The sequence below is a fragment of the Dyadobacter beijingensis DSM 21582 genome (assembly GCF_000382205.1).
GTDB classification, from domain to species: domain Bacteria; phylum Bacteroidota; class Bacteroidia; order Cytophagales; family Spirosomataceae; genus Dyadobacter; species Dyadobacter beijingensis.
Genome location: NZ_KB907789.1, coordinates 718,369 through 740,069, shown reverse-complemented (window position 1 = coordinate 740,069; position 21,701 = coordinate 718,369). Strand labels below are relative to the sequence as shown.

Annotated in this window: 22 protein-coding genes; 11 read left to right on the top strand and 11 right to left on the bottom strand. The window is 51.4% G+C overall.

From position 1 onward, the window contains the following. Positions 1 to 4 precede the first annotated feature (4 nt). From H144_RS0121680 to H144_RS0121635, 10 genes are all read right to left on the bottom strand, one after another. Positions 5 to 2,425: a TonB-dependent receptor domain-containing protein gene (locus H144_RS0121680; protein WP_019944213.1), complete on the bottom strand. Its 2,421-nt coding sequence runs from the start codon at positions 2,423 to 2,425 to the stop codon at positions 5 to 7. Continuing rightward, a complete protein-coding gene (locus H144_RS0121675; protein WP_019944212.1) occupies positions 2,406 to 3,755 on the bottom strand; it encodes an HTTM domain-containing protein in 1,350 nt (449 codons plus the stop codon). The genes H144_RS0121680 and H144_RS0121675 overlap by 20 nt, the downstream gene beginning before the upstream one ends. A 9-nt stretch (positions 3,756 to 3,764) precedes the next feature. After that, complete coding sequence (locus tag H144_RS0121670; protein ID WP_019944211.1) at positions 3,765 to 4,889, bottom strand: imelysin family protein; 1,125 nt, start codon at positions 4,887 to 4,889, stop codon at positions 3,765 to 3,767. Between the two features lie 84 nt (positions 4,890 to 4,973). Beyond that, positions 4,974 to 6,173 (bottom strand): DUF4856 domain-containing protein, encoded by a 1,200-nt coding sequence (locus H144_RS0121665; RefSeq protein ID WP_026350894.1) that lies wholly within the window; start codon positions 6,171 to 6,173, stop codon positions 4,974 to 4,976. Positions 6,174 to 6,401: 228 nt separating this feature from the next. After that, the gene (msrB, locus tag H144_RS0121660) at positions 6,402 to 6,971 is read right to left on the bottom strand and encodes a peptide-methionine (R)-S-oxide reductase MsrB (protein ID WP_019944209.1); all 570 of its coding nucleotides are present in this window, start codon (positions 6,969 to 6,971) and stop codon (positions 6,402 to 6,404) included. A 96-nt stretch (positions 6,972 to 7,067) separates the two neighbouring features. Further along, positions 7,068 to 7,796, bottom strand: a complete 729-nt coding sequence (gene bshB1, locus H144_RS0121655) for a bacillithiol biosynthesis deacetylase BshB1 (RefSeq protein WP_019944208.1) — start codon at positions 7,794 to 7,796, stop codon at positions 7,068 to 7,070. Between the two features lie 13 nt (positions 7,797 to 7,809). Next, positions 7,810 to 8,883, bottom strand: a complete 1,074-nt coding sequence (locus H144_RS0121650) for a M23 family metallopeptidase (protein ID WP_026350893.1) — start codon at positions 8,881 to 8,883, stop codon at positions 7,810 to 7,812. 79 nt (positions 8,884 to 8,962) lie between these two features. Next, positions 8,963 to 9,925 carry a thioredoxin-disulfide reductase gene (gene trxB, locus H144_RS0121645; protein ID WP_019944206.1) on the bottom strand — a complete coding sequence of 321 codons (963 nt, stop codon included), beginning with the start codon at positions 9,923 to 9,925 and terminating at the stop codon, positions 8,963 to 8,965. Positions 9,926 to 10,100: 175 nt separating this feature from the next. Continuing rightward, positions 10,101 to 12,014, bottom strand: a complete 1,914-nt coding sequence (locus H144_RS0121640) for an OmpA family protein (RefSeq protein WP_019944205.1) — start codon at positions 12,012 to 12,014, stop codon at positions 10,101 to 10,103. Then, complete coding sequence (locus H144_RS0121635) at positions 12,014 to 12,595, bottom strand: 7-carboxy-7-deazaguanine synthase QueE (RefSeq protein ID WP_026350892.1); 582 nt, start codon at positions 12,593 to 12,595, stop codon at positions 12,014 to 12,016. The genes H144_RS0121640 and H144_RS0121635 overlap by 1 nt, the downstream gene beginning before the upstream one ends. A 173-nt stretch (positions 12,596 to 12,768) precedes the next feature. Here H144_RS0121635 and mnmE point away from each other — a divergent pair, with 173 nt between their 5' ends. From mnmE to H144_RS0121590, 8 genes are all read left to right on the top strand, one after another. Further along, on the top strand, positions 12,769 to 14,136 hold the full coding sequence (gene mnmE / locus H144_RS0121630) for a tRNA uridine-5-carboxymethylaminomethyl(34) synthesis GTPase MnmE (RefSeq protein WP_019944203.1): 1,368 nt from the start codon (positions 12,769 to 12,771) through the stop codon (positions 14,134 to 14,136). Positions 14,137 to 14,285: 149 nt separating this feature from the next. Continuing rightward, entirely contained in the window at positions 14,286 to 14,531 is a 246-nt protein-coding gene (locus H144_RS0121625; RefSeq protein WP_026350891.1) for a DUF3253 domain-containing protein, read from the top strand. A 168-nt stretch (positions 14,532 to 14,699) separates the two neighbouring features. After that, positions 14,700 to 15,509 carry an SDR family oxidoreductase gene (locus H144_RS0121615; RefSeq protein ID WP_019944200.1) on the top strand — a complete coding sequence of 270 codons (810 nt, stop codon included), beginning with the start codon at positions 14,700 to 14,702 and terminating at the stop codon, positions 15,507 to 15,509. Positions 15,510 to 15,540: 31 nt separating this feature from the next. Next, positions 15,541 to 16,446, top strand: coding sequence for a helix-turn-helix domain-containing protein (locus H144_RS0121610; RefSeq protein WP_019944199.1), 906 nt, complete (start codon positions 15,541 to 15,543; stop codon positions 16,444 to 16,446). Between the two features lie 194 nt (positions 16,447 to 16,640). Beyond that, a complete protein-coding gene (locus H144_RS0121605; protein ID WP_019944198.1) occupies positions 16,641 to 16,988 on the top strand; it encodes a DUF488 domain-containing protein in 348 nt (115 codons plus the stop codon). 101 nt (positions 16,989 to 17,089) lie between these two features. Next, the gene (locus H144_RS0121600; protein WP_019944197.1) at positions 17,090 to 17,281 is read left to right on the top strand and encodes a hypothetical protein; all 192 of its coding nucleotides are present in this window, start codon (positions 17,090 to 17,092) and stop codon (positions 17,279 to 17,281) included. 320 nt (positions 17,282 to 17,601) lie between these two features. Next, positions 17,602 to 18,006 carry a hypothetical protein gene (locus H144_RS0121595; RefSeq protein WP_019944196.1) on the top strand — a complete coding sequence of 135 codons (405 nt, stop codon included), beginning with the start codon at positions 17,602 to 17,604 and terminating at the stop codon, positions 18,004 to 18,006. Positions 18,007 to 18,639: 633 nt separating this feature from the next. Beyond that, a complete protein-coding gene (locus tag H144_RS0121590; RefSeq protein WP_019944195.1) occupies positions 18,640 to 19,467 on the top strand; it encodes an SGNH/GDSL hydrolase family protein in 828 nt (275 codons plus the stop codon). A 12-nt stretch (positions 19,468 to 19,479) separates the two neighbouring features. On the opposite strand, the gene H144_RS0121585 is transcribed toward H144_RS0121590, so the two are convergent. Then, positions 19,480 to 20,037, bottom strand: coding sequence for a DUF4468 domain-containing protein (locus H144_RS0121585; protein ID WP_019944194.1), 558 nt, complete (start codon positions 20,035 to 20,037; stop codon positions 19,480 to 19,482). A gap of 134 nt (positions 20,038 to 20,171) precedes the next feature. Here H144_RS0121585 and H144_RS0121580 point away from each other — a divergent pair, with 134 nt between their 5' ends. From H144_RS0121580 to tnpA, 3 genes are all read left to right on the top strand, one after another. After that, complete coding sequence (locus tag H144_RS0121580) at positions 20,172 to 20,525, top strand: DUF6152 family protein (RefSeq protein ID WP_019944193.1); 354 nt, start codon at positions 20,172 to 20,174, stop codon at positions 20,523 to 20,525. 2 nt (positions 20,526 to 20,527) lie between these two features. Continuing rightward, positions 20,528 to 21,013 (top strand): DUF6644 family protein, encoded by a 486-nt coding sequence (locus tag H144_RS0121575; protein WP_019944192.1) that lies wholly within the window; start codon positions 20,528 to 20,530, stop codon positions 21,011 to 21,013. A 77-nt stretch (positions 21,014 to 21,090) separates the two neighbouring features. Continuing rightward, the gene (gene tnpA / locus H144_RS0121570) at positions 21,091 to 21,552 is read left to right on the top strand and encodes an IS200/IS605 family transposase (RefSeq protein ID WP_019944191.1); all 462 of its coding nucleotides are present in this window, start codon (positions 21,091 to 21,093) and stop codon (positions 21,550 to 21,552) included. Positions 21,553 to 21,701 lie beyond the last annotated feature (149 nt).

The window sequence follows — 21,701 nt, the reverse complement described above, 5'->3', positions numbered from 1 at the left end:
AGCCCTATATTTTGAATTGTAATGTCAGGTAAAAGCCCCGCCCGTCGGACGGCAATATGCCAGGGCCTGGGTAGCCTGTGGCGCGGCGTGTGAAATACATCTCGTTGGTCAGGTTGTTGACACTGCTCTCGACGCGAAACCTCTTCCATTCGTAGGAAAGACTTGCATCCATGATTTTGTAGGCCGGGATAAGTCCTACAACCGACGACACGCCGCCGTCCACCGCATTGGTTGCCTCGGAGTACTGGTCCGTCAAATGGGTGAACTGGAATGAGCCTTTCAATTTCTTATAGCCGAGCCGTAAGCCGGTTTTAAGGTTCACCTTCGGTACAAACTCCACCTGGTTGCCCTGTACACCGGGTATTTCGCTCCGCCTGTATTCCGATTTGATGAATGCGACATTCGCGAACAAAACGCCGCTCCAATCCGCATTGTCCGGGCGCGCCAGGCGGAGGAAATCGGCCTCGGCGTAGGATTCAATGCCCATGATGATCGCCTGGCCGACATTGCTGCGGAGGCGGAGCACGCGGTTGCTTTCGTCATAGAACTGCACCTCGCCGATGCGGTTGTCGTAATTGAGGTAAAACAAACTGACATCGTAATTGTACAGCGTCGTCTGGTGGCTGCGGACACCGAGATCGATCGAATAGCCTTTCTCGTCTTTCAGGTTCGGGTCGATGACCGACGACGGGTTAGCGATCCGCATGTCGCTGAACGTGATCGAGCGGTAGTTTTGCGAGATATTTCCATACAATTCCATCTTGTCAACCGGCTTGTAGCCGATGCCGATGCCCGCCAGCAGGAAGTGGCGGCCATTGGTGCGGTACTCGTCCGTTCGCGAAATGTTGATCACATTGCCGGCCAGGTCGCGCGCGATGTTGCCGTAATAGCCGTCGGCAGTCGTTTTAATGTACTCAAAACGGAGGCCTGGCGTGACCGACAGTTTCTCGTTCAGGTAAAAGATGTTTTCGGCAAAAAGTGAAATGTTGCGGTTCGGGAAGCGGTAATCGTAGGTAATAAAGCGGTCGGGCTCGACGAAATTGAAATCGGCGTCCTTGCCCTTCGAGCCGAGGCCCTGCAGATTGTGGTTATACCCATAATAATACCGGCCGCCCAGGAGCAGTACCGACATTTTCTTGGCAACGCTATACCGTTTCAGGTAGCGCGCTTCTGCGCCCCAATTCGTAAAATCGCCCTTAATGAGGTCGCGCTCGCTGTTGTCGTCGATCGTCGCCACGCGGTTGGGACGGAAACCGAGCGAATAGCGGTTCGCCGCCAGTCCGAAAATGCGCAGGTTAAACTCGTTGCCGGCATTGAAACGGTGGTCGAAATGCAATGCTGCCATATTCCAGTTGACCTGGAACCAGTTGCGTTCGCGGTTGGTCTGGCGGGGATTGTCGGCGAACATGGCGTCTGAAAGACCGCCCGGCTGCTTGGCCAGGTAATGCATGTGCGTTACGTCGAGGCCGATCGTCGTTTTTTCGGATATTTTGTAGTCGAGGTCGGTGTAGAAGGTGTAATTGTTGAAAAGCGAGTTCGCGCGCCAGCCGTCAGCCCGTTTGTATTGGAAAAAAGTGTAATAGCTCAATTTCCCCACCGTGCCGCTTGCGCTCGTGAACGCATTATAAAACCCGAACGAACCCACGCTTTGCCGCGCTACCACTTCGATTTTGCGGTCCTGCACCGGTTTTTTCATGACAAAATTGATCAATCCGCCAAACTGCGTGCCATATTGCAGCGAAGCTGCACCACGCACAATCTGGATCTTGCCAACGGCTTCGATTGGAGGGGTATAGTAGCTTTCGGGGTAGCCCAGTGCATCGGCGCTGATGTCGTGGCCGTTCTGACGGACGTTGAAGTTGGCGCTCCGGTTCGGGTCGAGGCCGCGGCCGCCGATGTTAAGCTGCAAGCCGCCGCCTTCATTTTCCCAGATATTCAGTCCCGCCACGCGCGAATACACCTGCCGCGCATTGTTCGTCGAGAGGTTCGCAACCAGCTGGTCGGGCGTGATCACTTCCGATTTTTTACCCTCATAAATACCCATACTCTCCACGCCGCGCAGCCGCGAGAACCCGAAATCGGCCGCTTTCTCCTTGACTGTCAATTCGTTCAGGTTCTGGTCGGAGGAAGACAGGTAGAATTCAAAATGCAGGGCTTTGCCTTTGGCATTGAAATGCTTTTTCTGGATATGGTAATCCGAAACGGTCGTTTGCAGCGTATAAGCGCCATCGGGAATAGAGACGAATGTGAAACGGCCTTCCTCGTCGGTGACGGTCGTCAGGTTTTCGCTCAGGAATATCGTGCAGGCCGCGATCGCCGTGCTGTCCGTTTTAGACAGAATACGGCCCGTCAGTCGCGTTTGAGCGAGTGAAATGGTGCTGACGAGCAGCAGGAGGGGCAAATATTTATAAACCTTTAATTTCATCTTTAAATGGGGTAATCCAGGATTTGTGCCGGAACGACTCGCTTTCTTTCGCGAGGTCCAGGTCTGGGGCGACGAGCGGCTTGCCCGTGCGGCCGTTGAGGGCCACATAGGAGTCCACGTAAACTTGCGGGGCCGTGAAGCCGTGCGCGGCGTAATGGTCGCGCAGGATGTGCGCATATTGCAGGATCATATCGGGCTGGGTGGACATCATTTTCTCCTGCAAGCGCGTCAGGAAGTCGTTGTTATTGACGACCTGTCGCTTTCCGGTGGCGTCCGTAACGGTAAATTGCGTGTAACCCGCTTTTTCCATCAGCATCACCCGCCATGAGAACCGGTAACCTTCTTCGGTCCAGAAAAGCTCGTCGGAATAGAGCAGGTACCGGAACGGAAAGATGATTTGGAATACAAAAAACAAGACAAAAATGCCCTGGACCATTGGTAATGCCAGCCCCGGAAAATAGTACCGGCCACCCGGACTAATGTGCTCCCGGCGCAGTTTCAGTGCCGAACTTACGCGATCGATGATTTTCTGGTGAAATGCAGCGGGAAAGAATATCAGCGCCGTGACGATCATTACGTACGGAAACATGCCGATAGGGAAGAGCAGCGACGTGAGCAAGTGGAACACCACTACCGAAGCATAGGCAAATGGTCGCGTGCGGCGGTTCCAGAGCAGAAATCCTACACTGAGATCGTATATGCAGCCGATCCAGCTGAATGCGTAGGCGGTTTCGACGTGGTTGAACAGCGGTCCCAAAATGGGCACGTCGTTTTTGGCGGGCAGCCATATCCGGAGCGGTAATGCTTCCAGCAGCCAGTCGCTATTAAGCTTCGCGATGCCCGCATAGGCGTACAGCATGCAAACGAGCACGCGCAGGGCATCAATGCACCAGGCGGGGATTTGCCCGGCCCGAAGCCTGGCATTCCGGCGGGCGTCCACGGAAAATGCGGCGTGCGCGGGCAGGAACATAAGCAGGAAGCAGAGCAGGCTTACGAAATAGTAGTGGTTGAGATAAGTGGTTTTGTCCATGAGTTCGATGTAGGTAAAACTCATGAAAAGCACCACCGCCGCCACCCGGTAATGCCAGCCAATCGCCACCAGGAGGGCCGAAATGCCGCAAATGGCGAACAGGAGGTAAGTCCATTCGCCGAGCGGTTTTACAAATTCGAAACCATAGAAAGGGAAAAAAAACCGCGGGCTGATGTACAGCTCCTGCACCCACCCCAAAGCCACAAAACGTACCGTGCTGATCGCCAGCATCAGTCCGAAGAGGGCTCTGAAAACGGCCAGAGGGGCCGCGGAGGTGTATTTTTGCAAATATGCCCGCATGGTTGGGTACTAATCGCCGTCGTTGTCGGTGTAGGTAATGGTAATGCTCATGGCGGAGGTCATATCCACTTTCAGCATCCGCACGGCCTTCTGCATTTCATTGTAAGTGTCTTTCATCGCCTGGTTGTTGGTTTTGACCTCGTCGTACAGGTTGGATTTCAATGCGTCGAGCTTGCCCGTTGCGACGGTGAATTGTGCATTGATGCTCTCGCTGAGCAATTTGCCGTTGCTGCTATCTTTCGCACCCAGGGCGTCGAGGTAGGTTTTCAGGCCTGTGCCCGCTTCGCCGGTGACCGCGTGTTTGCCATTGAAAAAATCGACATAGGCCTTATGCGCGGATTGTGCGAGGTTTTTCGAAATGTTTTTCGCGTAGAATGCCTCCACTTTGTCGGGTGACGGAATGCCGTTGGCCATTGCGCCGGACGGTATGCCGAATTTGCCGGAACGGATGTAGCGTTCGTAATGCAGTACGAGGCCGTTCACCATCAGCGAGGTGGACGAGCCGATGTCGAGGCCGGTTTTCGTGGTGAAGGTATTCATGTAGTCACCCTTCCATTCCCCCGTGACCTTGCCGAGCAGCGACTCCATTCGTGTGATGATGCGCGTCACGTACGCAAGCCTCCTGGCCGCGTCCCGGTCGGAGGTGTATTGGGCGAGAATGGCCGTATCGTCGGCACCGAGGCCGTTGATGAGGTAATCCAATGCGGGAAAACCTTGTGTGGCGTAGGAGGCCGGTACTTCCAGGTTCGACGCCGGGTCGGAGTAGTTGGCGGTAATGCCTGCTACATTGGTGGGGTAAATGTTGAAGAAATTGCGGATGGTGTGCTTTTCGCCCGGCCCGAAATCGAACAGCTCGACATGCTGCCATGCTATGTAGGCATCTGCCCAGGCGGCGCGGAATGCGGCGAGCGTTTGTGCGTCGGGTTTGGCCGTGAATGCCTTCGATTTGGCATTCATATCGTCGAATTTCGTTTTAAACTGATCGTAGGAGGGGACGATGATCCGCTCTGCCAGACTTTTGAGCATGACCGAGCGGTCCTGGCCTTCATCCACCGGCTGCGGACCGGGCTTTTCGCTTCCGCTTGAACAGCCGAGAAAGAAGACGGTCAGCAGGAGCGCGAAGTACTTTTTCATTGTATCAAAGGTTAGATTAAAACGAGAAATGGTGGACCGGCAAAATTGCCGATCCACCGTCCTGATTGCAGGTTATGGGAAGCCTTACAGCTTGAATTTCTTGGTAATCGCGTCGGAAGCCGCGTTGATCTTGTCGTTGGTCAAGTCCCAGAAGCCATTTGGCGAGCCGATGAGGCCAAGCAGGATCGCGTCGGAGAATCCCGCGTCGGCACCGTTGATGGTCGCGAAGCGGAGGGAGTAAATGAAGCCCAGTCCTTCGCCCATGGCGTGCGCACGGGTAGCGTCGTCGGTACCGCTTTTCCATTTGCCGAGGTAGCCCAATGCAGCCGAAGCAATGGCTTTCTCCATTTCCGTGCGGATGAAGGTAGCCTGTGTTTTCAGCTCGGTTTTGTCGTTGTTCACGATCGCCACGCGGCCTTTCAGGAATGCGGAGTGGATTTTGGCATATGCGGCCTTGTTGTATTCCCAAAGGTAAGAACCCAGGAACGACTCGGTTGCCTTGGCACCTTTGGCGGCGTCCGTAGCACCTTCGAGGAAGATCGGGTTAGGCGTTAGCAAGCCGAATGCTTCGTCCCAGTTGTGTTCCAAAGCGGTGTATTTTTTGCCGGAAACCAATGTCTTGTTGTCGGCTTCCAGGCCCTTATCGAGCTGGATGTTGCCGATGTAGTCCAGCTGCAATGCACCGATGAGGCCTTTCTGGATGATCTGCGCGATCTCGATTCCTTTCGCATCCACGAGGTAGTTGCCCAGCTTGCCGGCTTTTCCTTTCTCGGCTTTCCCTTTCACGGATTTGCTGGCCTCCGCGATTTGTGCGAAATAGGTTTCCAATGCAGCGCGGTTGGTTTCAGCTTCCGCAGCTGCTTTTGAAGAAGCTGTCACGTTGCGAAGCTGAACGCCGGATGCATTCAGATCGGCACCAACCACCTGAACGGCACCCGATTTAACATCTTTAAACGGGTTACCGGTATTGGCGTACATGTTTTTCAACACGGCCGCATCCAGTGTAGCAGAATCCCTTACTGCGCTTCCGAGATAATAGTTGATCGCCTGGAACATTCTATAACGGTCTACACCCGACTTGGTATCGGCGGTAGTATCACCTTTCGTATCGATGAAGAGGGCTTTGTAAGGTGTTGTCGGTGTTACTTTCGCGTAGTCGATCTTCGTGCGAAGGTCTTGCTGAGCAGGAGGGGTAGGTTCGTCGTCGTCCGAGCATGAAACGAGTCCGAATGCAACGATTGAGGCGAACAGCATCGCCCGCAATTTGAAATTGTAGTGTAGCATTTGATCCAGTAAGCGTTTTGTTAGGGATGTAACTGATCGATTTATTTAGAATAAATATAAATCGTGGCAAACATATGTATTATTTAGAATTGGAACAAATTATTAAAACGAGGTTAGAGAAAAAATTTCATCTAGTAACAAACAGAAAGGCATTCCCCCTGAACACAAGCTGCTTAGCCTGCGGCAGGGGGAATGCCTTTTTTGACTCACCAAATTCGAAGTATGGTACTAGCTGCCCGACTCCGGTTTCTTTTTGCTATTGAATTTCTTCTCGGCGGTTTTCGCTTTTTCGAAATCGAGCACGACGCCATTAATGCAGTAACGCAAGCCGGTAGGAGGCGGGCCGTCGTCGAAAACGTGGCCTAAGTGTGATTTGCACCGGCCGCACATGACCTCGATGCGGTGCATGCCCAGGCTGTTGTCTGTCGCTTCGATAATTGATTTTTTGTTGATGGGCTCGAAGAAACTGGGCCACCCGCAGCCGCTTTCATACTTGGCGTCGCTTTTGAACAGCGGGTTGCCGCACACGGCGCAGTAGAACGTGCCTATTTCTTTGGAATGCTCGTACTCGCTTGTGAACGGGCGCTCGGTGCCTTTGAGGCGCGCTACGTTGTACACTTCGGGTGAAAGGATTTTCCGCCAGTCGTCGTTGCTTTTTTTGACGGGCGCCGTTTCTGTATGGGAATATTCGGGTGCTTTCGCAGCCGGTTTGCCCTGGTCGGCGGAGGATTGCCCGTAGCAGTTTTGCAATGTCAGGGCACAAATTCCGACCATTGCGGCCATTATGAGGTTTTTCATGCGTTTATGATCTGGTTTATCAGGATATACGATTAAAACGCTCGCACAGGTCAAACAAATTCCCTGAATTTTATAACAAAAGTATCACAACGCTGGTCAGATGAATACCGACAGGTCGCGTACGCCCAGCTTACGCGCGGTTGTGAAGCCTTCGCCGTATTTCACACCTATCGCGTGGCCCATTTCCTGCGCCCGCGCGATGATGAATTCCAGGAATTCGGGAGAAGAAATGTAGCTCTGCGGCTCGCCTTCACCCTTGTAGTCGGGTACGTGGAACTGGCTTTTGAATGCTTTGACGGCCTCGATCTTCTTGTCGTGGAACTCGGTAATGTCGACGATGAAGTCGGGCGTGATGTACCGGTCCTGAATGGAGTGGAATACCTGTTTCGGCCGCCACGCTTCCTGTTCGTTGCCTTGCTCGTCGAAAGTTTTCACCATACGCAGGCCGGAATAGAAGCTGGCTTCGGCCACCAGTTCTGCACCACGCCCATGGTCGGGATGGCGGTCGTTGATGGCGTTGGTAATGACGATTTCGGGACGGTATTTGCGGATAAAAGGGATAATGGCTTTCTGGTGCGCCTCGTCGTTTTTGAAGAAACCGTCGGCCAGGCCTACATTCTCGCGTACTTCCACGCCCAAAATGCGTGCGGCGTCGAGCCCTTCCTGAATGCGGCCTTCGGGTGTTCCTCGGGTACCCAGCTCGCCGCGGGTAAGATCCACAATACCTACTTTTTTGCCCAGCGCCATTTGCGCTAGCAGCGTTCCGGCGCAACACAGCTCCACGTCGTCGGGGTGGGCTGTGATGGCAAGGATATCTAATTTCATGGTTGTTTCGGGATTATTTGATGCGCAATTTCTGTCCGATCCGCAGCGTGGTGCGGGTGGACATGCGGTTTTTGCGGGCAATGGATGAGATGCTCACACCATAGCGCGATGCGATGGAGCCCAGGGTGTCACCCGAGCGTACTTTGTGCAAAATGGAACGGGAATAGGCCTTTGGCGCGTCGCCGGCCTCGAATTCGCTTTTAGAAGATTTGCCCCGGATGTGGCTCCATGCCGCGCTGGTCAGCAGGAAATGGTCGGACTTGATGGTTGTACCGGGCCAGTCGAATATATGCTCGGGATCGAACGGGTTACCTTCGTAGCGGTTTTCGTAATGCAAATGGGAGCCGGAGCTGCGGCCCGTATTTCCTCCCAAACCGATAACTTCCCCTGCTTTCACCAGCTGACCTGACTCCACCATTTGTTTGGAAAGGTGACCATACAGTGTTTCCAGGCCGTTATAATGCCTCACTACCACAAACCGTCCGTATCCGCTGCCGTCCCAGGCCACAATGCGGACCATGCCGTCGTAAGTGCTGCGTACCGAATCGCCCGTTTCCAGGTCGAGGTCGGTACCGTTGTGCCAGCGGCCCCAGCGGTAAGCGAAGTGCGAGGTTACCGGTGTCTTGTCCATCGGCGCGGACCACATGCGATTGGCGGCCTGATCGTACAGTTTGAGGTCTACCGGCTCGTCAAAATCCTCTGCTTTGAGGCCGTAGGGGTTAATTGTTCGGGCGTCCCAGATCACATAATATTCGGCAGCCTTCACCCATTCGTCGGCTACGAGCACTGAATCTTCGGCGATCACTACTTCGGTTTCCCCTTCGTCAATGGTGGTGGTATCTTCATTCACGACGGGGTTCAGCGGCTTGACCGGCTCGAACTGGCTCTGGAATTTCAGGTTAGAGGTTTCTACCTCGTATTCGTCCTCGGGCTGAGGCGTGGCTTTGGTGGTCGGGCCTTCGTTGGCATTGTTGCCCGACTGGTTGATCTTCGGATTTTTTCGGAATTTTCCTCGCTCTTGCGCTTGCGTGTTCCAGGAGATTAAACACACGGCCATTAGCAAACAAACAATAAGCTTTACTTTCATAAGTATAATACCAAATCAGACTACGCTGGTGCTTATCATTCAGCGTAGCCTGATCCTTATTAGGGTTGCGCGATTGATTTTAAGCTGTTTCTTCTTCGATTATAACGTCCACTTCCCGTTCCACCAGGAACCGCTCAGCATCCAAAGCCGCCATACAACCTGTTCCCGCAGCGGTAATCGCCTGGCGGTAAACATTGTCCTGGGCATCACCGCAGGCAAATACGCCTTTGATGTTGGTGCAGGAGCTTCCTTTGATGGTCTGGATATATCCGGTTTCGTCCATATTGAGATAACCTTTGAAAATATCCGTATTCGGTTTGTGGCCAATCGCAACAAAGAAACCGGTTGCTTCCAAAAGTTGCTCCTCGCCGGTTTTATTATTTTTCACCAATACCGATTCCAAACCTTCTTCGCCGTTCAGTTTGACGGTTTCAGTGTTCCAGAGGATTTCGATGTTCGGCAACGTTTCCAAGCGCTTCTGCATGATCTTCGACGCGCGCATTTCGTCGCGGCGAACGAGCAGGTATACTTTACGGCACAATTTCGCCAGGTAGCTGGCTTCTTCGGCAGCGGTGTCGCCCGCACCTACGACAACCACGTCCTGGTTACGGAAGAAGAAACCGTCGCAAACCGCGCAGGCAGATACGCCGCGGCCATTCAAACGCTCTTCACCTTCCAGCCCCAACCATTTGGCGGAAGCACCTGTGGAAATAATGACTGCATCGGCGGTGATCTCGTGCTTGTTGTCGATGATCACTTTGTGTGGGTAACCGGTAAAATCAACCGACGTGGCAAGGCCGTACCGGACATCGGTACCGAAGCGTTTGGCCTGTTTTTCGAAGTTGATCATCATTTCAGGGCCGGTAATGCCGTCGGGATAGCCAGGATAATTGTCGACCTCGGTAGTGATGGTCAGCTGGCCGCCCGGCTGGGCGCCTTGGTAAAGTACAGGATTCAATCCCGCGCGGGATGCATATATGGCGGCAGTGTAACCGGCAGGGCCGGAGCCGATAATCAGGCAGGATACTTTCTCGGATGACATGTTATTATAAAAACTACTGTTAATGACGAATGTTCTCAGTTTTACCGGAAAAACCGGCGGTGCCTCAAAGGCCAGATCTTCGCGTGTGGATAGGGATTTTGCCTTTGTGTACCTGTTAGTACAACATCGGCGGACTGACAAAAGTGCAAAATTTCAGCCCGTTATGCAAATGCCTTTAAAGGACGCGCCATTCGATTCTTCGGTTTTTCTGACGGTTTTCATCCGAATCGTTCGGTGCCATCGGCTTTGTCTCCCCATAACCTTTTGCCAGAATCCGATCGGCCGCAATTCCCGACTGTTGCAGGTAATATTGCACCGACTGCGCCCGGCGTTGGGAAAGCGCCATATTTTCGGTGTCCGAACCCACATCGTCCGTGTGGCCGGAGATTTCTATTTTAATGGTTTTGTTTTTGTTCAAAAAGTCGCTCAGCTTGTCGAGCTCGACTTTTGACTTGTCGTCGAGAATGTATTCGCCGGTTTTGAAAAAAATGTTGTTCAAAACCTCCGCGCGGTCTTTTTCAATGGCTTCCAATGGAATTTCAAGGTCTACAAACGACTGATCGTTATTGACCGAAAACGACAGGCTTTTAAACAGATACCCCGGTTTTGATACATAGAATGCATATTCGCCGCCGCTGTTCAGGACTGCCAGGAACGAGCCGTTCTGGCTATCGGAGGTAAACGAACCTACTTTCGACTGGCTTTTCAAGTCATATAAATCGATTTCCGACGCTAGTACGGTGCCTGTTTTTTTATCAAAAACTTTACCCTTCGCATAGCGGGTTGGCGTGATGATCTTTTGCAGCGACTCGGGCACGCGGAAGGTATAAATGAGCGAGCGGCCATTGCCTTTGTCGGTGTTGTCATCGGTATAATAGGCGTTTTCGCCGTTGGAAGCGATAAAAAGCCCTACCTGGTCCGAAACGGTGTTGATAGGGTAGCCAAGGTTGGTCGGCGCGGCCCAGGTGGTGTCTATTTTTTGGGCAATAAAAATGTCGAAACCGCCCATTCCCGGCAGGCCGTTGGACGAGTAAAACAGCGTGCGGCCGTTGGCGTGAATGAACGGCGCATTCTCTTCGTCGGAGGTATTAATGGTCGGGCCGAGGTTTTTGGGGACAGACCATTGTTTTTTGTCGTTCAAATGCGTGACCCAGATATCGCGCTTGCCGATGCCTCCTTTCCGGTCGGACGCGAAATAGAGCGTATGCCCGTCGGCTGAGAGCGAGGGCTGCGACTCCCATTCCCGCGAATTGACCTCCTGCCCGAGATTCACCGGCTGGCTCCATTCCTTGCCTTCCTTGTGGGAAATGTACAAATCGCAGCTGCCGTACCCATCGGCGCGGTTGCAGGCGGTGAAAACGAGGGTACGGCCGTCGGCGGAAACGGTGCAGGTGCCTTCGTTGTTGGCGGTATTAATGGTTTTCGAGATCTCTTCGGGAACGTCCCAACGGTCAGCCCGGCTGCCTTTGATGCGGCGGGTGAAATAGATGTTCTCGTCGCGGTTGGCGGTTAATCCGGTGAATATCAATGTCTCGTCGTCGGCCGTCAGGACAGGGAAATACTGCGTTTCCAGGAAATTGACGGTGTCGCCCAATGATTTTTTCTCGATCGGCAGCGGATTTTTAGCGGCTTGCCGGGCAAACTTCGAAGATGCTACGGATTTTTCCGCCAGCCTGCCCAAACTGGATTTTGGCGGGAACAGTGCTTGTGCTTTTTCGAAGTAAAATTGCGCCGAGTCGTAGCGTTGTGCATTGAAATGGTCGCGGCCGATCCATTGCAGCGCCGGTGCCGATTGCGGTGCATCGGGCCGCAGCTGAACAGCTTTTTTGTAATGTTTGCGGGTGAGATCGGCGTTACGCTGGAGCTCGTAAACCTGCGCCAGGCGGAGGTGTGTATCGTAGCTGTTGGGCTCCATTTCGAGGACTTTGGTAAAGAGCTCGGTGGCTTCGGGGAGCTTCCTTTCCTGCCAGGCTTTTTGTGCCTTATCGTATACTTCCCGTGCTTTTCTGGATAATGTAACTTCCTGAGCTGAAACGGATTTTGTGGTAATTAAACCAATGAAAAGGCAGAGAAAAATAACCCGGTGCATTATGGAATGTTCATAAACTTGTGAGTTTGTAACGACATTTTCCATTTGGGATTGTCTTTGATATAGTCAATTATCAAAGGCAGCATGACGTCCTGCTTACTCCATTCGGGTTGGAGAAGCAGCGTGCAATCAGGCGAAACTTTTGCGGCATGTTCTTCCGCAAACTCGAAATCGCTTTTGTTATAAATGATTGCTTTCAGCTCGTGGGCATTCGTATAAATGTCGGGGTGCGGGGTTTTGAATTTTTTGGGAGAGAAACACACCCAGTCCCAATGCCCCGTGAACGGGTACACGCCCGAGGTTTCGATATTGGTTTTAAAGCCTGCGGCCTGCAATGCGCCCGTGAGCTCGTCGAGATTGTACATTAATGGCTCCCCACCGGTAATGACCGCCAATCGACCGGGATATTGCAATGCGCCATCCACAATCGCATCGATGTCGAATTTAGGATGAATGCTGGCATCCCACGACTCCTTCACGTCGCACCAGTGACAGCCCACATCGCAGCCGCCGAGGCGGATGAAATACGCGGCACGACCGCTGTGCTGGCCCTCACCCTGCAAAGTGTAGAAGGCTTCCATCACCGGAAGTTGAGAAGTAACGATGGGTAAAGTTTCGGTAAGCAATGTCTTGAAAATCTTAATGTTGAAAAAAGTGTAACACGGCTCGGCGCCGGAAAAATCCCGTAAAGGTACAAAATTCAAACTTCCTGCCCGAGATATTGGTTCTCTCAAATTATAGCATATTTGCAGTTATGAATTTAGCAGTAATACAACAGCAGGAAGTGATTTGCGCGCTCGCGACGCCCTCAGGCGTGGGCGCGATAGGCGTTATACGCGTGTCGGGCCTGGGTTCGATCGCCATGGTGAACAACATATTTAAAGGCAAAAACCTCGAAAATGTCGAAACCCACACTGTGCATTTCGGCACGATCAATGCCGGCGACGAGATCATCGACGAAGTGCTCGTTTCGGTTTTCAAAACGCCGCGCTCTTTTACCAAAGAAGATTCCGTCGAAATTTCCTGCCACGGTTCCGACTACATTATCCGCCAGATATTGAAGGCGCTCATCGTCAAAGGTGCCCGCATGGCCAAGCCCGGCGAATTCACCCAGCGCGCCTTCCTGAACGGCCAGTTTGACCTAGTGCAAGCCGAAGCTGTCGCCGACCTGATCGCCGCCGACTCCCAGGCCAGCCATAAAACCGCATTGAACCAATTGCGTGGTGGATTTTCCAAAAAACTAGCCTCGCTGCGTGCCGAACTGATCCATTTCGCCTCGATGATCGAGCTGGAACTGGATTTCGGCGAAGAAGACGTAGAATTCGCCGAGCGAGACGACCTCCGCAGGCTCATCGACGCCCTGCTGGCGACCATCGAGCCGCTGATCAGCTCGTTCGATTTTGGTAATGCGATTAAGGAAGGCGTTCCGGTAGCCATTATCGGCTCGCCGAATGTGGGCAAATCGACATTGCTCAATGCACTATTAAATGAAGAAAAAGCCATCGTCACCGCCATCGCAGGAACGACGCGCGATGTGATTGAAGATACCATCGTGCTCGATGGCTTGAAATTCCGTTTCATCGACACCGCCGGTATCCGTGAAACGACCGACGTCGTCGAATCGATCGGAATCGAGCGCTCGAAAGCAGCCATGGACAAAGCGGATATTGTGATTTTCCTTTTTGATAGCGTAGAAACGCTGGCAGAGAACCGTGCGTTGGCCGCATTGCTGCCTGCCGGGAAGGAAGTGCTTTTTGTGTTGAATAAAATGGATATTAATCCTTCGCTTTTTGATGAATTGTCCTCGAATACCTCGGACATTCTCCCTATATCAGCGCACACGCAGCAGAATTTGGCTGCTTTGACTTCGAAACTCGTTTCACTCGTGCACGGGCAAGCTGCCGGGGATACTGTGGTGACCAATCTGCGGCATTACGAGCATTTGATTAAGACTTCGGATTCACTTACCGATGTTTTGAACGGGCTATCGCTGGGTGTTACGGGAGATTTTCTGGCGCAGGATATCCGGTTGGCGCTGCATCATTTGGGGGAGATTACGGGGACTATTGTTACGGATGATTTGCTGGATAATATTTTTTCGAAGTTTTGTATCGGAAAGTAATCGTCAAAATCGGCGCAAAGTGACCGGACGGTCATTTCGGATAAGTTGCCTATGACAGCTTTCTCTGGCTATTGTGCGCTATTTTTGTTATTGCGTTTCAATCACTTGTGGCAAACGCATGTCTGACCAGGAAATTAAGCGGCCAACGCATGCAGTATTATGACAAAATAGCGGCAACCATTCTGTCTACCGCCATTCATCGTGGTGCGGAGAAAAGTACTTGCCCGTCTGAAATCGCGCGCATGCTCTTTCCTGACGATTGGCGTAGGCATATGAAAGATGTACTTGCGGTAGCAATTGATTTGCATAAAAAAGGCAGCGTGGTAATAACGCAAAAGGGTACGCCTGTAGATGTTCAGAATATCAAGGGGCCGGTCCGCGTCAGAATCAACTAAATGGCGATATTTATTACCTGACAAATCTTTTCGATATAAATTTGACCGTTCTTTTGATCTTCCCTGCACCCGTTGCTTACCATTGAAAAGTATAAGCCACCAGTAGATTCATATAAGCCCGCCGCTTCGCCATACCCCAACTTTGCATCATTCAATCAAACAAACAAAATGATGACAAAGACAGTATTGATTACAGGCGCTTCTTCGGGATTTGGGAAGGACGCCGCCCGGTTGTTTCAGAAAAATGGATGGAATGTGATTGCTTCTATGCGGTCGCCGGAAAAGGAGACGGAACTTGGGGGGCTGGATAATGTGCTGCTCGTCCGTTTGGACGTGACCGATAGCGCGAGTATCGCGTCTGCGGTGGAACAGGGTATTGCGCGATTCGGTGGCATCGACGTGCTGGTGAACAATGCCGGTTTTGGCTCGCTGGGCGTGCTGGAAGCGGCGCCTGCGGAAGTGGTACGGCAGCAGTTCGATGTGAATGTTTTCGGGGTGATCGAGACGATCAGGGCCGTGCTGCCGCAGATGCGTAGCCGGAAAAGCGGGGTGATCATCAATGTGGCGTCCATGGGCGGCCGGGTTGCATTTCCGTTCTCCACGCTGTACCATGCTACCAAATATGCGGTGGAAGGTCTTTCGGAATCGCTGCAATTCGAGCTCGGGCCACTGGGCATTCAAGTGAAAGTGGTGGAGCCCGGTGGTTATAAAACCGATTTCGCGGGCCGTTCGCTGGCAACTTATGGCGCGGGCGATTTGTTGGATTACCATCCGGCTTACGATGCATTCGCAGGGAAAGTGGACGACTGGCCGATGTCGGAAAATGTGTGGGAAGTGGCGGAGGCCATTTTCGAGGCCGCTACCGACGGTTCGGAACAGTTGCGGTACCCGGTCGGTGCCGACGCCATCCAGCTTTTGGAAGCGACAAAGCAAATGGACGACCTGGCGATCCGGAATATGATCGCAGGATTCTTGTAGCAGGCCGCTTACCACTATATTGCTTCTCATTATGACCAGCCAGTATCACGACATCGAGTCCATCAGCGGCCTGCACGACTACGTGGGCGCTTCCAAGCCGAAGCACCCGCTGATCAGCCTCATCGATAACACCCAGTTCTACGCGCAATGCCCGCGCGAGCTCACCGCGTTCCGCTTCGGCTTCTACACCATCTCGTGCAAGCGCATCCATGGGGTTTTGAAATACGGAAAAGGCCATTACGATTTCAGCGAAGGGTCGCTCATGTTCACCGCACCCTGGCAGGTCATAACGGGGAGCATCGACGAAGGCGGCGTGGAAGAGGGCTGGGCATTGTTCATCCATCCCGATTTGCTGAATGCGACCGAATTGGGACAAAAAATGCACCAATATTCGTTTTTCGCCTATGACGTCAATGAAGCCTTGCATATTTCCGAGGACGAAAAGTTGCTGATCCGCGATTGCGTCGCGAAAATCGAACGCGAGTATTCCCAAAACATCGACAAGCACACGCTCCGCCTCATCACCGGTAATATCGAACTGCTGCTCAATTACTGCGACCGCTTTTACGACCGGCAGTTTTACACCCGCGCCAAAGTCAGCAACGACCTCGTGCAGCATTTCGAGCGGTTACTGAACGACTATTTCGCAGAAGATACGTTGATTGACAAGGGTTTGCCCAACGTCAGATACTTCGCCTCGGAACTGAACCTCTCGCCCAACTACCTGTCCGACCTTCTGAACCGCTTCACCGGCAAAACCACCCAGGAGCACATTCATTTGCGGACGATCGATAAGGCCAAGTCGCTGCTCTGGGGAACCGGGCATTCGATCAGCGAGATCGCTTACGAGCTGGGTTTTGAGCATCCGTCGCATTTTACCAAAATATTCAAGACTAAAACCGGCAAATCGCCGAGCGCATTCAGAAACCTTAACTGAAATGCCTATTCCATGTCACCCGCGCCGAGTTCGTAGCCGGCGCGGATGGCGTGAAATGCAACATGACTCACAGGGCCATGCCCGGCTACCTTGCAAGTCCATTACAGGCGAGTTCAGAATTAAAAATGCGGTAAGCAATGAGCGGTAAAGTCAGCGGGTTCGCTAACTTTAATTGACAATCAAATTTTCACACTATGAACATTAAAACGAAACGGATTTACGAGCCCGTGGCTGCGACGGACGGCTACCGGATATTGGTAGATCGCCTCTGGCCGCGCGGCATTACGAAAGAAGCGGCGGCGATCGACCGCTGGATGAAGGAAGTAGCACCCTCGAATGAGCTACGTACCTGGTTCCACGCGCATATGGACGCCTGGGAGGAATTCTCGGAACGCTACCATGCCGAATTGACTGGTTCGGACCCATTGCAGGAATTGAAGCGGCTCGCTCTGGAAAATGAAGTGGTTACATTGCTTTTTTCGGCCAAAACGGAAGACCGCAATCAGGCCCTCGTATTGAAAGAGATGCTCGAAAGTCAGTAAATATGGCCAAATTAAGACGGGTTATTGGAATAATTTGATAAAAAACATGGATAATTAAAGTGTTTTCATTAAATTTTCAGTACCACTAAAATACTCTTACCATGATGCCATTTATCAAACTTACCGGCGAATTCGACGAAACTCTGGTCGTAAGTGTGGAGAAAATCCTGTACTATATGGGATACAGCCACGGTTGTACAATATGGCTTGCCACAAGCGTTTCCCTGCGGGTGAAAGAATGTGAGGAGGACCTGAAAAGACTGATCGAAGAAGCATATATGCAGACGGCCTAGGCCGTTGGGCGGGCATCACGCCAACGGATTGGTTACGGATCGCTGCCGGGGGACATTAACGCACCTCCCGGTGGCGATTTTTTACTTACAAGCAACCGGTGCAAGCGGTGAAATCTCGCATTAAATAGTATTATTCTAATATGTTAAAAGGGTGATCGGAAGATTTTAGCCTGGGCGTGGAAAGAAATCGTAAATTTGTAAACTATTGATAAACAATAATAGTTTTAGTTTTTAGTAGCGTTTATATCAAACGGTACGGTATTGTGACTTAGAAATACATTTTGGTATTTTGCCGTCAAATCCCTCAAAAATTCTTTACCATGAAACAAGTACAAAAAAGTAAAAACAAGCCTGCGGGATTCCGCGCATTTCTGGATCAGATTTTCACTGACCGCACTCACAAAGAAGAATATTCAGAAAACCGCTATTCGGTACTATACACGCTGAACGATCAGTATCAGCACATCGGCTGTCCTACACAGGAGGAAGCGCAACTTATTCAGGGATTGATGCTTACAGATGAGAACCGCGTGCCGGTAGGGATCTACGATTCGCGTACCGATTCTTTCGAATGGGAGATTGTAGGCGAGTATTTGACAGCCCGGGGACAGGAAGAGCACCAACGGAACCGCCAGGAAGCGATTGTGACCATCGCACGCGCATTGCGCCGCCGCGATGCAAGCTGGCACCCGGAATATCTCCAGCGCCCGAGCTTCTTCGCATAAGCAGAAAGGAAATGCCGATAATGCCAATGAGGCCGTCTCGCGAGAGTACGGCCTCATTTATTAATGCTTCAAGGGTCTGTTACCAGGAAAGGATAACAGATACATCAGGAAGAATAGAGTCGAGCCACAAAAGAAGCTGAGTAAGAGAAAGTCCAATTCCTACCATGAGATTGATGAGGTTAGTTTTTGTTGCCTACTCGGTTAAGTGGTTTTCGGCATGCCCACACTTGCAAGGTGATGTAATATTAGTGCTACGTATAGTTAAAAGCAAATTCGATACATCGCACAGGTGAACTCGTCGGGCTGGTGACCGAATGGGCGCATTTAAATTCGATAAAGAGGAGGGTAAATGAAGTTCTACGTGGCTATAAATTTTCAATTAATTGATTATCAATTAATTGAAAATTTACTTCTACAAAACTGAAATTGCGTATTTGTACTACATAATATTGAAATAGTGTAGTATTTGTGTAGACAAAATTAAGTACTGCTGAACGCAATTCGACCGCCCTTTGGGGATGGAGCCACAGGTTTGACGCCGAATGCCGGACGTTAGTTTGCGGGAATTTCTCCGGATTTGCAGTGTCAGCGATGTTGGACTAACTTTCAGGAAATTTCAAATTCCTGATCCCGATGAAAAAACTGCTCTTTTTTTGCGCATTATTCCTGTTTATCAATGCCTCGGGCCCGAGGAAAATCACCTGGGTAGCCATCGGCGACTCCATTACCTACCTCAACGATCACCAAAACGAAACCGGCCATCGCGTCACCAAGGGCTATCTGACGTTGATCTCCGAGAAATTTCCGCAGGTTAACTATATCAATCAGGGGCATAATGGCTGGACGGCGGTCAATATCGCCAACAAAATCGAGTCGCTGGGACTCGTGGAAGCGGATGTGTACACTGTTTTTCTAGGTACAAATGACTGGTGGCAGGGGAAAACGCTGGGCAATATGCAGGATTATGAGCAATCGAAGGGTACCGGGACGGTTTACGGCGCATTTCGCGTCATTACCGATAAGTTGAAGCAGCTCAATAAAAAGGCAAAGATTATCCTCATTACGCCCATGCAGCGGGGTGATTTCGTATATATCAATAGCCACAAAAACAACGCATTTGGCTCGTACAAGCCTAAAAAGGACCAAACCTTGGAGCAATTTGCGAATGCAGTGGTCGAGATTGGCAGGAAAGAAAAACTCCCCGTGGTGGACCTGTACCACGACAGTGGCATTAACCTGGATAATATGGTGGTTTTCAAGCGGCTAAAAGACCCGCAGACCGGCAACTATCGCGAGTACAAATATCCCGACTATATCGATGTGCCGTTCAATCCCGAAGCAGACGAATATCCCTACCCGGAAGCGTCCATTGCCATGACCTACGACGGCCTGCACCCTTCGGACAAAGGCTACGAGGTGATTGCCGAAATGATCCTGAAAAAGTGGAAAGGGCTGAAATGATCTGCCCCGGACTTATTCCGCCGAAGGTTTGGTCATGTAGTTTTTGAGGTCGCCCAGCAGGTTATACAGCGATGTGTTGATCCCGTCGTTATCGGCCTTCGCGACCTGCAATTCCAGTTCGGCGTCCTTGCGCTTTTTGCGGTTGCTTTCGGTTTTGATGACCTGCTCTTTGGCGGTAATGTTGTCATTCTCCTTCGAATTCAGGCGAATGGGGCTGTGCTCGGCCGAAACACCGTCGAGGGTAGTGATGCGGGCGTCGTACCGGTTGTCCTTGTACTGCACGCCGAGGTCGAAGCGAATGTATTGGTAATTCGAGTGAATAACTGGTATGTAGCTGGTAATGAGCATAATTCCGGCCTGTGTATCGTCGCTGGTGATCGCATTCTCTGCATTTCCGAATTTCTTTTCCACCCATGCCCGGATCTTTTTGTGCAGGTCGGTTTTGCTTAGTTGCGGCTGGCCTGAATCCGTATAGCTGATATTGTTTTTGTTGTCCAGCGGCAATTTGCCGTCCTGGGCGAAGCTATGGGTCGCGGCGGTAAGCAGCGCGAAAAGGAGGAATTTTTTCAAAACGTAGATGAAAATGGTGAGCGGACAAATATAGCGGAAAACATTTGGGATGGGCGGGCATGCTCTTTGTAAATGGTTTGGTTTTTTAAGAGGAATGAATTGGTTACATTTAACTACACTAAAATCAATAGGTTATGGCTAAGCTCAAAAACATCTCGCTTGCATTGGCGCTGCTCGCCTGCGCCTCGTTCACGATCCTGCACCACGGTTGGGCCGATTACGACCAGACCAAGCCGACCGATTTTAAAGCCAAAATCGAGGACCTTACCTATGAAAACCCGCATGTACTGGCCAAAGTGAAGTACAATAAGGAGCTCACCACCGTGTACCTCGCGCCCGTTACCCGCATGGAATCGCGCGGGCTGAATGCCGACATGATCAAGAAAGGGACTATGGTCCGTTTGGTGGCCTACCCGCACAAAACCGAGAAAAATGAAATGCGTGCCGAGCGCATTTTTGTGGGTAGTGAGAAATATGAACTGCGTTAGGCGTGCAAAATTATCACCAATGGCTTGAAGCGCTGGAAAAATCGTCCTGGGCGGTCGGTATCAGGCAATCGCTGTGGCTGTACCCCACTTTGGAGATTGTACATATAATAGGTATTGTGGTCCTGGTAGGCGCGGCGTTATTGTTCGACCTGCGCCTGCTGGGCTCCGCGGGACATTTGCCCGTGACTGCGCTCTCACGCTACCTGCTGCCGTGGTCGCAGCGCGGGCTGATCCTTATTATTCCTTCGGGCCTGCTGCTTTTCATTACCAACGCCCGTGCCCTCGGTACAGATCCTGTTTTCTGGACGAAGGTGGGACTGATATTGTTTGCCGGGTTGAATGTATTCGTATTTCACCGGTTCGTTTACGAGCCGTTCAAATTCCGCGGCGCTTCGGGTGACATGCCGGGGATGGCACGGCTCTGCGCAGGTATTTCGATTGTGGTTTGGGTGGCGGTGGTGGCTTGCGGGCGGTTGCTGGCTTATTGATCGGAGGCCGTTTGTTCATTGTATTTTAATGTTATGATTTACGGTATTAGCTTTTTGCTGAACGTAAATCGACACCGATGGGCAATAGCTATTCTCAAATTTTCATTCAATGTGTTTTCGCGGTAAAGTATCGGGCAGCATTGCTGCACAAGCCGTGGCGGTACGAGCTGTTTGGGGTAATTGGCAACCTTATTAATGAAACGGGCGCGCAGACGCTCATCGTGAATGGTGTTGAAGACCATGTGCATTGCTTGTTTAGATTGAAGCCATCGCTTCCTGTCTCCGAAATTATGAAGGTAGCAAAGGCGAAGTCTTCGAAATGGATTAATGAATCCGGGTTTCTAAGAAACAGGTTTGAATGGCAGGTAGGCTATGGTGCCTTCTCCTATAATAAATCTGAAATCAAACGGGTTTACAGATACATTGAAAATCAGGAGGAACATCATTACGGAATCTCGTTTCCGAAAGAATACCTGGATATGCTTGTTAAAAACGGCGTTGAATTTCAAGAACAATATCTTTTCCATGCGCCCGTCTGATTCCTTTTTCAGGGATTGAAATCCCTGGCTGGAGTATCGTTCGTGCCTCCGGCACTTGCTGCGCACAAGTGCCGGAGGCACGAACGATTTTTTACCCAGGCAATTCATTGCCTGGTGTAAAAACTAAAAAAAGCGTACCTTTGCGCCTT

What these genes read in the sequence shown, in the direction of transcription:
- H144_RS0121615 (WP_019944200.1), top strand. Translation starts at nt 14,700, where the DNA reads ATGATGACAAAGACAGTATTGATTACAGGCGCTTCTTCGGGATTTGGG.
- H144_RS0121675 (WP_019944212.1), bottom strand. Translation starts at nt 3,755, where the DNA reads ATGCGGGCATATTTGCAAAAATACACCTCCGCGGCCCCTCTGGCCGTT.
- H144_RS0121670 (WP_019944211.1), bottom strand. Translation starts at nt 4,889, where the DNA reads ATGAAAAAGTACTTCGCGCTCCTGCTGACCGTCTTCTTTCTCGGCTGT.
- H144_RS0121635 (WP_026350892.1), bottom strand. Translation starts at nt 12,595, where the DNA reads ATGGAAGCCTTCTACACTTTGCAGGGTGAGGGCCAGCACAGCGGTCGT.
- H144_RS0121625 (WP_026350891.1), top strand. Translation starts at nt 14,286, where the DNA reads ATGCAGTATTATGACAAAATAGCGGCAACCATTCTGTCTACCGCCATT.
- H144_RS0121650 (WP_026350893.1), bottom strand. Translation starts at nt 8,883, where the DNA reads ATGAAAGTAAAGCTTATTGTTTGTTTGCTAATGGCCGTGTGTTTAATC.
- trxB (WP_019944206.1), bottom strand. Translation starts at nt 9,925, where the DNA reads ATGTCATCCGAGAAAGTATCCTGCCTGATTATCGGCTCCGGCCCTGCC.
- H144_RS0121610 (WP_019944199.1), top strand. Translation starts at nt 15,541, where the DNA reads ATGACCAGCCAGTATCACGACATCGAGTCCATCAGCGGCCTGCACGAC.
- bshB1 (WP_019944208.1), bottom strand. Translation starts at nt 7,796, where the DNA reads ATGAAATTAGATATCCTTGCCATCACAGCCCACCCCGACGACGTGGAG.
- H144_RS0121580 (WP_019944193.1), top strand. Translation starts at nt 20,172, where the DNA reads ATGGCTAAGCTCAAAAACATCTCGCTTGCATTGGCGCTGCTCGCCTGC.
- msrB (WP_019944209.1), bottom strand. Translation starts at nt 6,971, where the DNA reads ATGAAAAACCTCATAATGGCCGCAATGGTCGGAATTTGTGCCCTGACA.
- mnmE (WP_019944203.1), top strand. Translation starts at nt 12,769, where the DNA reads ATGAATTTAGCAGTAATACAACAGCAGGAAGTGATTTGCGCGCTCGCG.
- H144_RS0121680 (WP_019944213.1), bottom strand. Translation starts at nt 2,425, where the DNA reads ATGAAATTAAAGGTTTATAAATATTTGCCCCTCCTGCTGCTCGTCAGC.
- H144_RS0121640 (WP_019944205.1), bottom strand. Translation starts at nt 12,014, where the DNA reads ATGCACCGGGTTATTTTTCTCTGCCTTTTCATTGGTTTAATTACCACA.
- H144_RS0121665 (WP_026350894.1), bottom strand. Translation starts at nt 6,173, where the DNA reads ATGCTACACTACAATTTCAAATTGCGGGCGATGCTGTTCGCCTCAATC.
- H144_RS0121590 (WP_019944195.1), top strand. Translation starts at nt 18,640, where the DNA reads ATGAAAAAACTGCTCTTTTTTTGCGCATTATTCCTGTTTATCAATGCC.
- H144_RS0121605 (WP_019944198.1), top strand. Translation starts at nt 16,641, where the DNA reads ATGAACATTAAAACGAAACGGATTTACGAGCCCGTGGCTGCGACGGAC.
- tnpA (WP_019944191.1), top strand. Translation starts at nt 21,091, where the DNA reads ATGGGCAATAGCTATTCTCAAATTTTCATTCAATGTGTTTTCGCGGTA.
- H144_RS0121600 (WP_019944197.1), top strand. Translation starts at nt 17,090, where the DNA reads ATGATGCCATTTATCAAACTTACCGGCGAATTCGACGAAACTCTGGTC.
- H144_RS0121595 (WP_019944196.1), top strand. Translation starts at nt 17,602, where the DNA reads ATGAAACAAGTACAAAAAAGTAAAAACAAGCCTGCGGGATTCCGCGCA.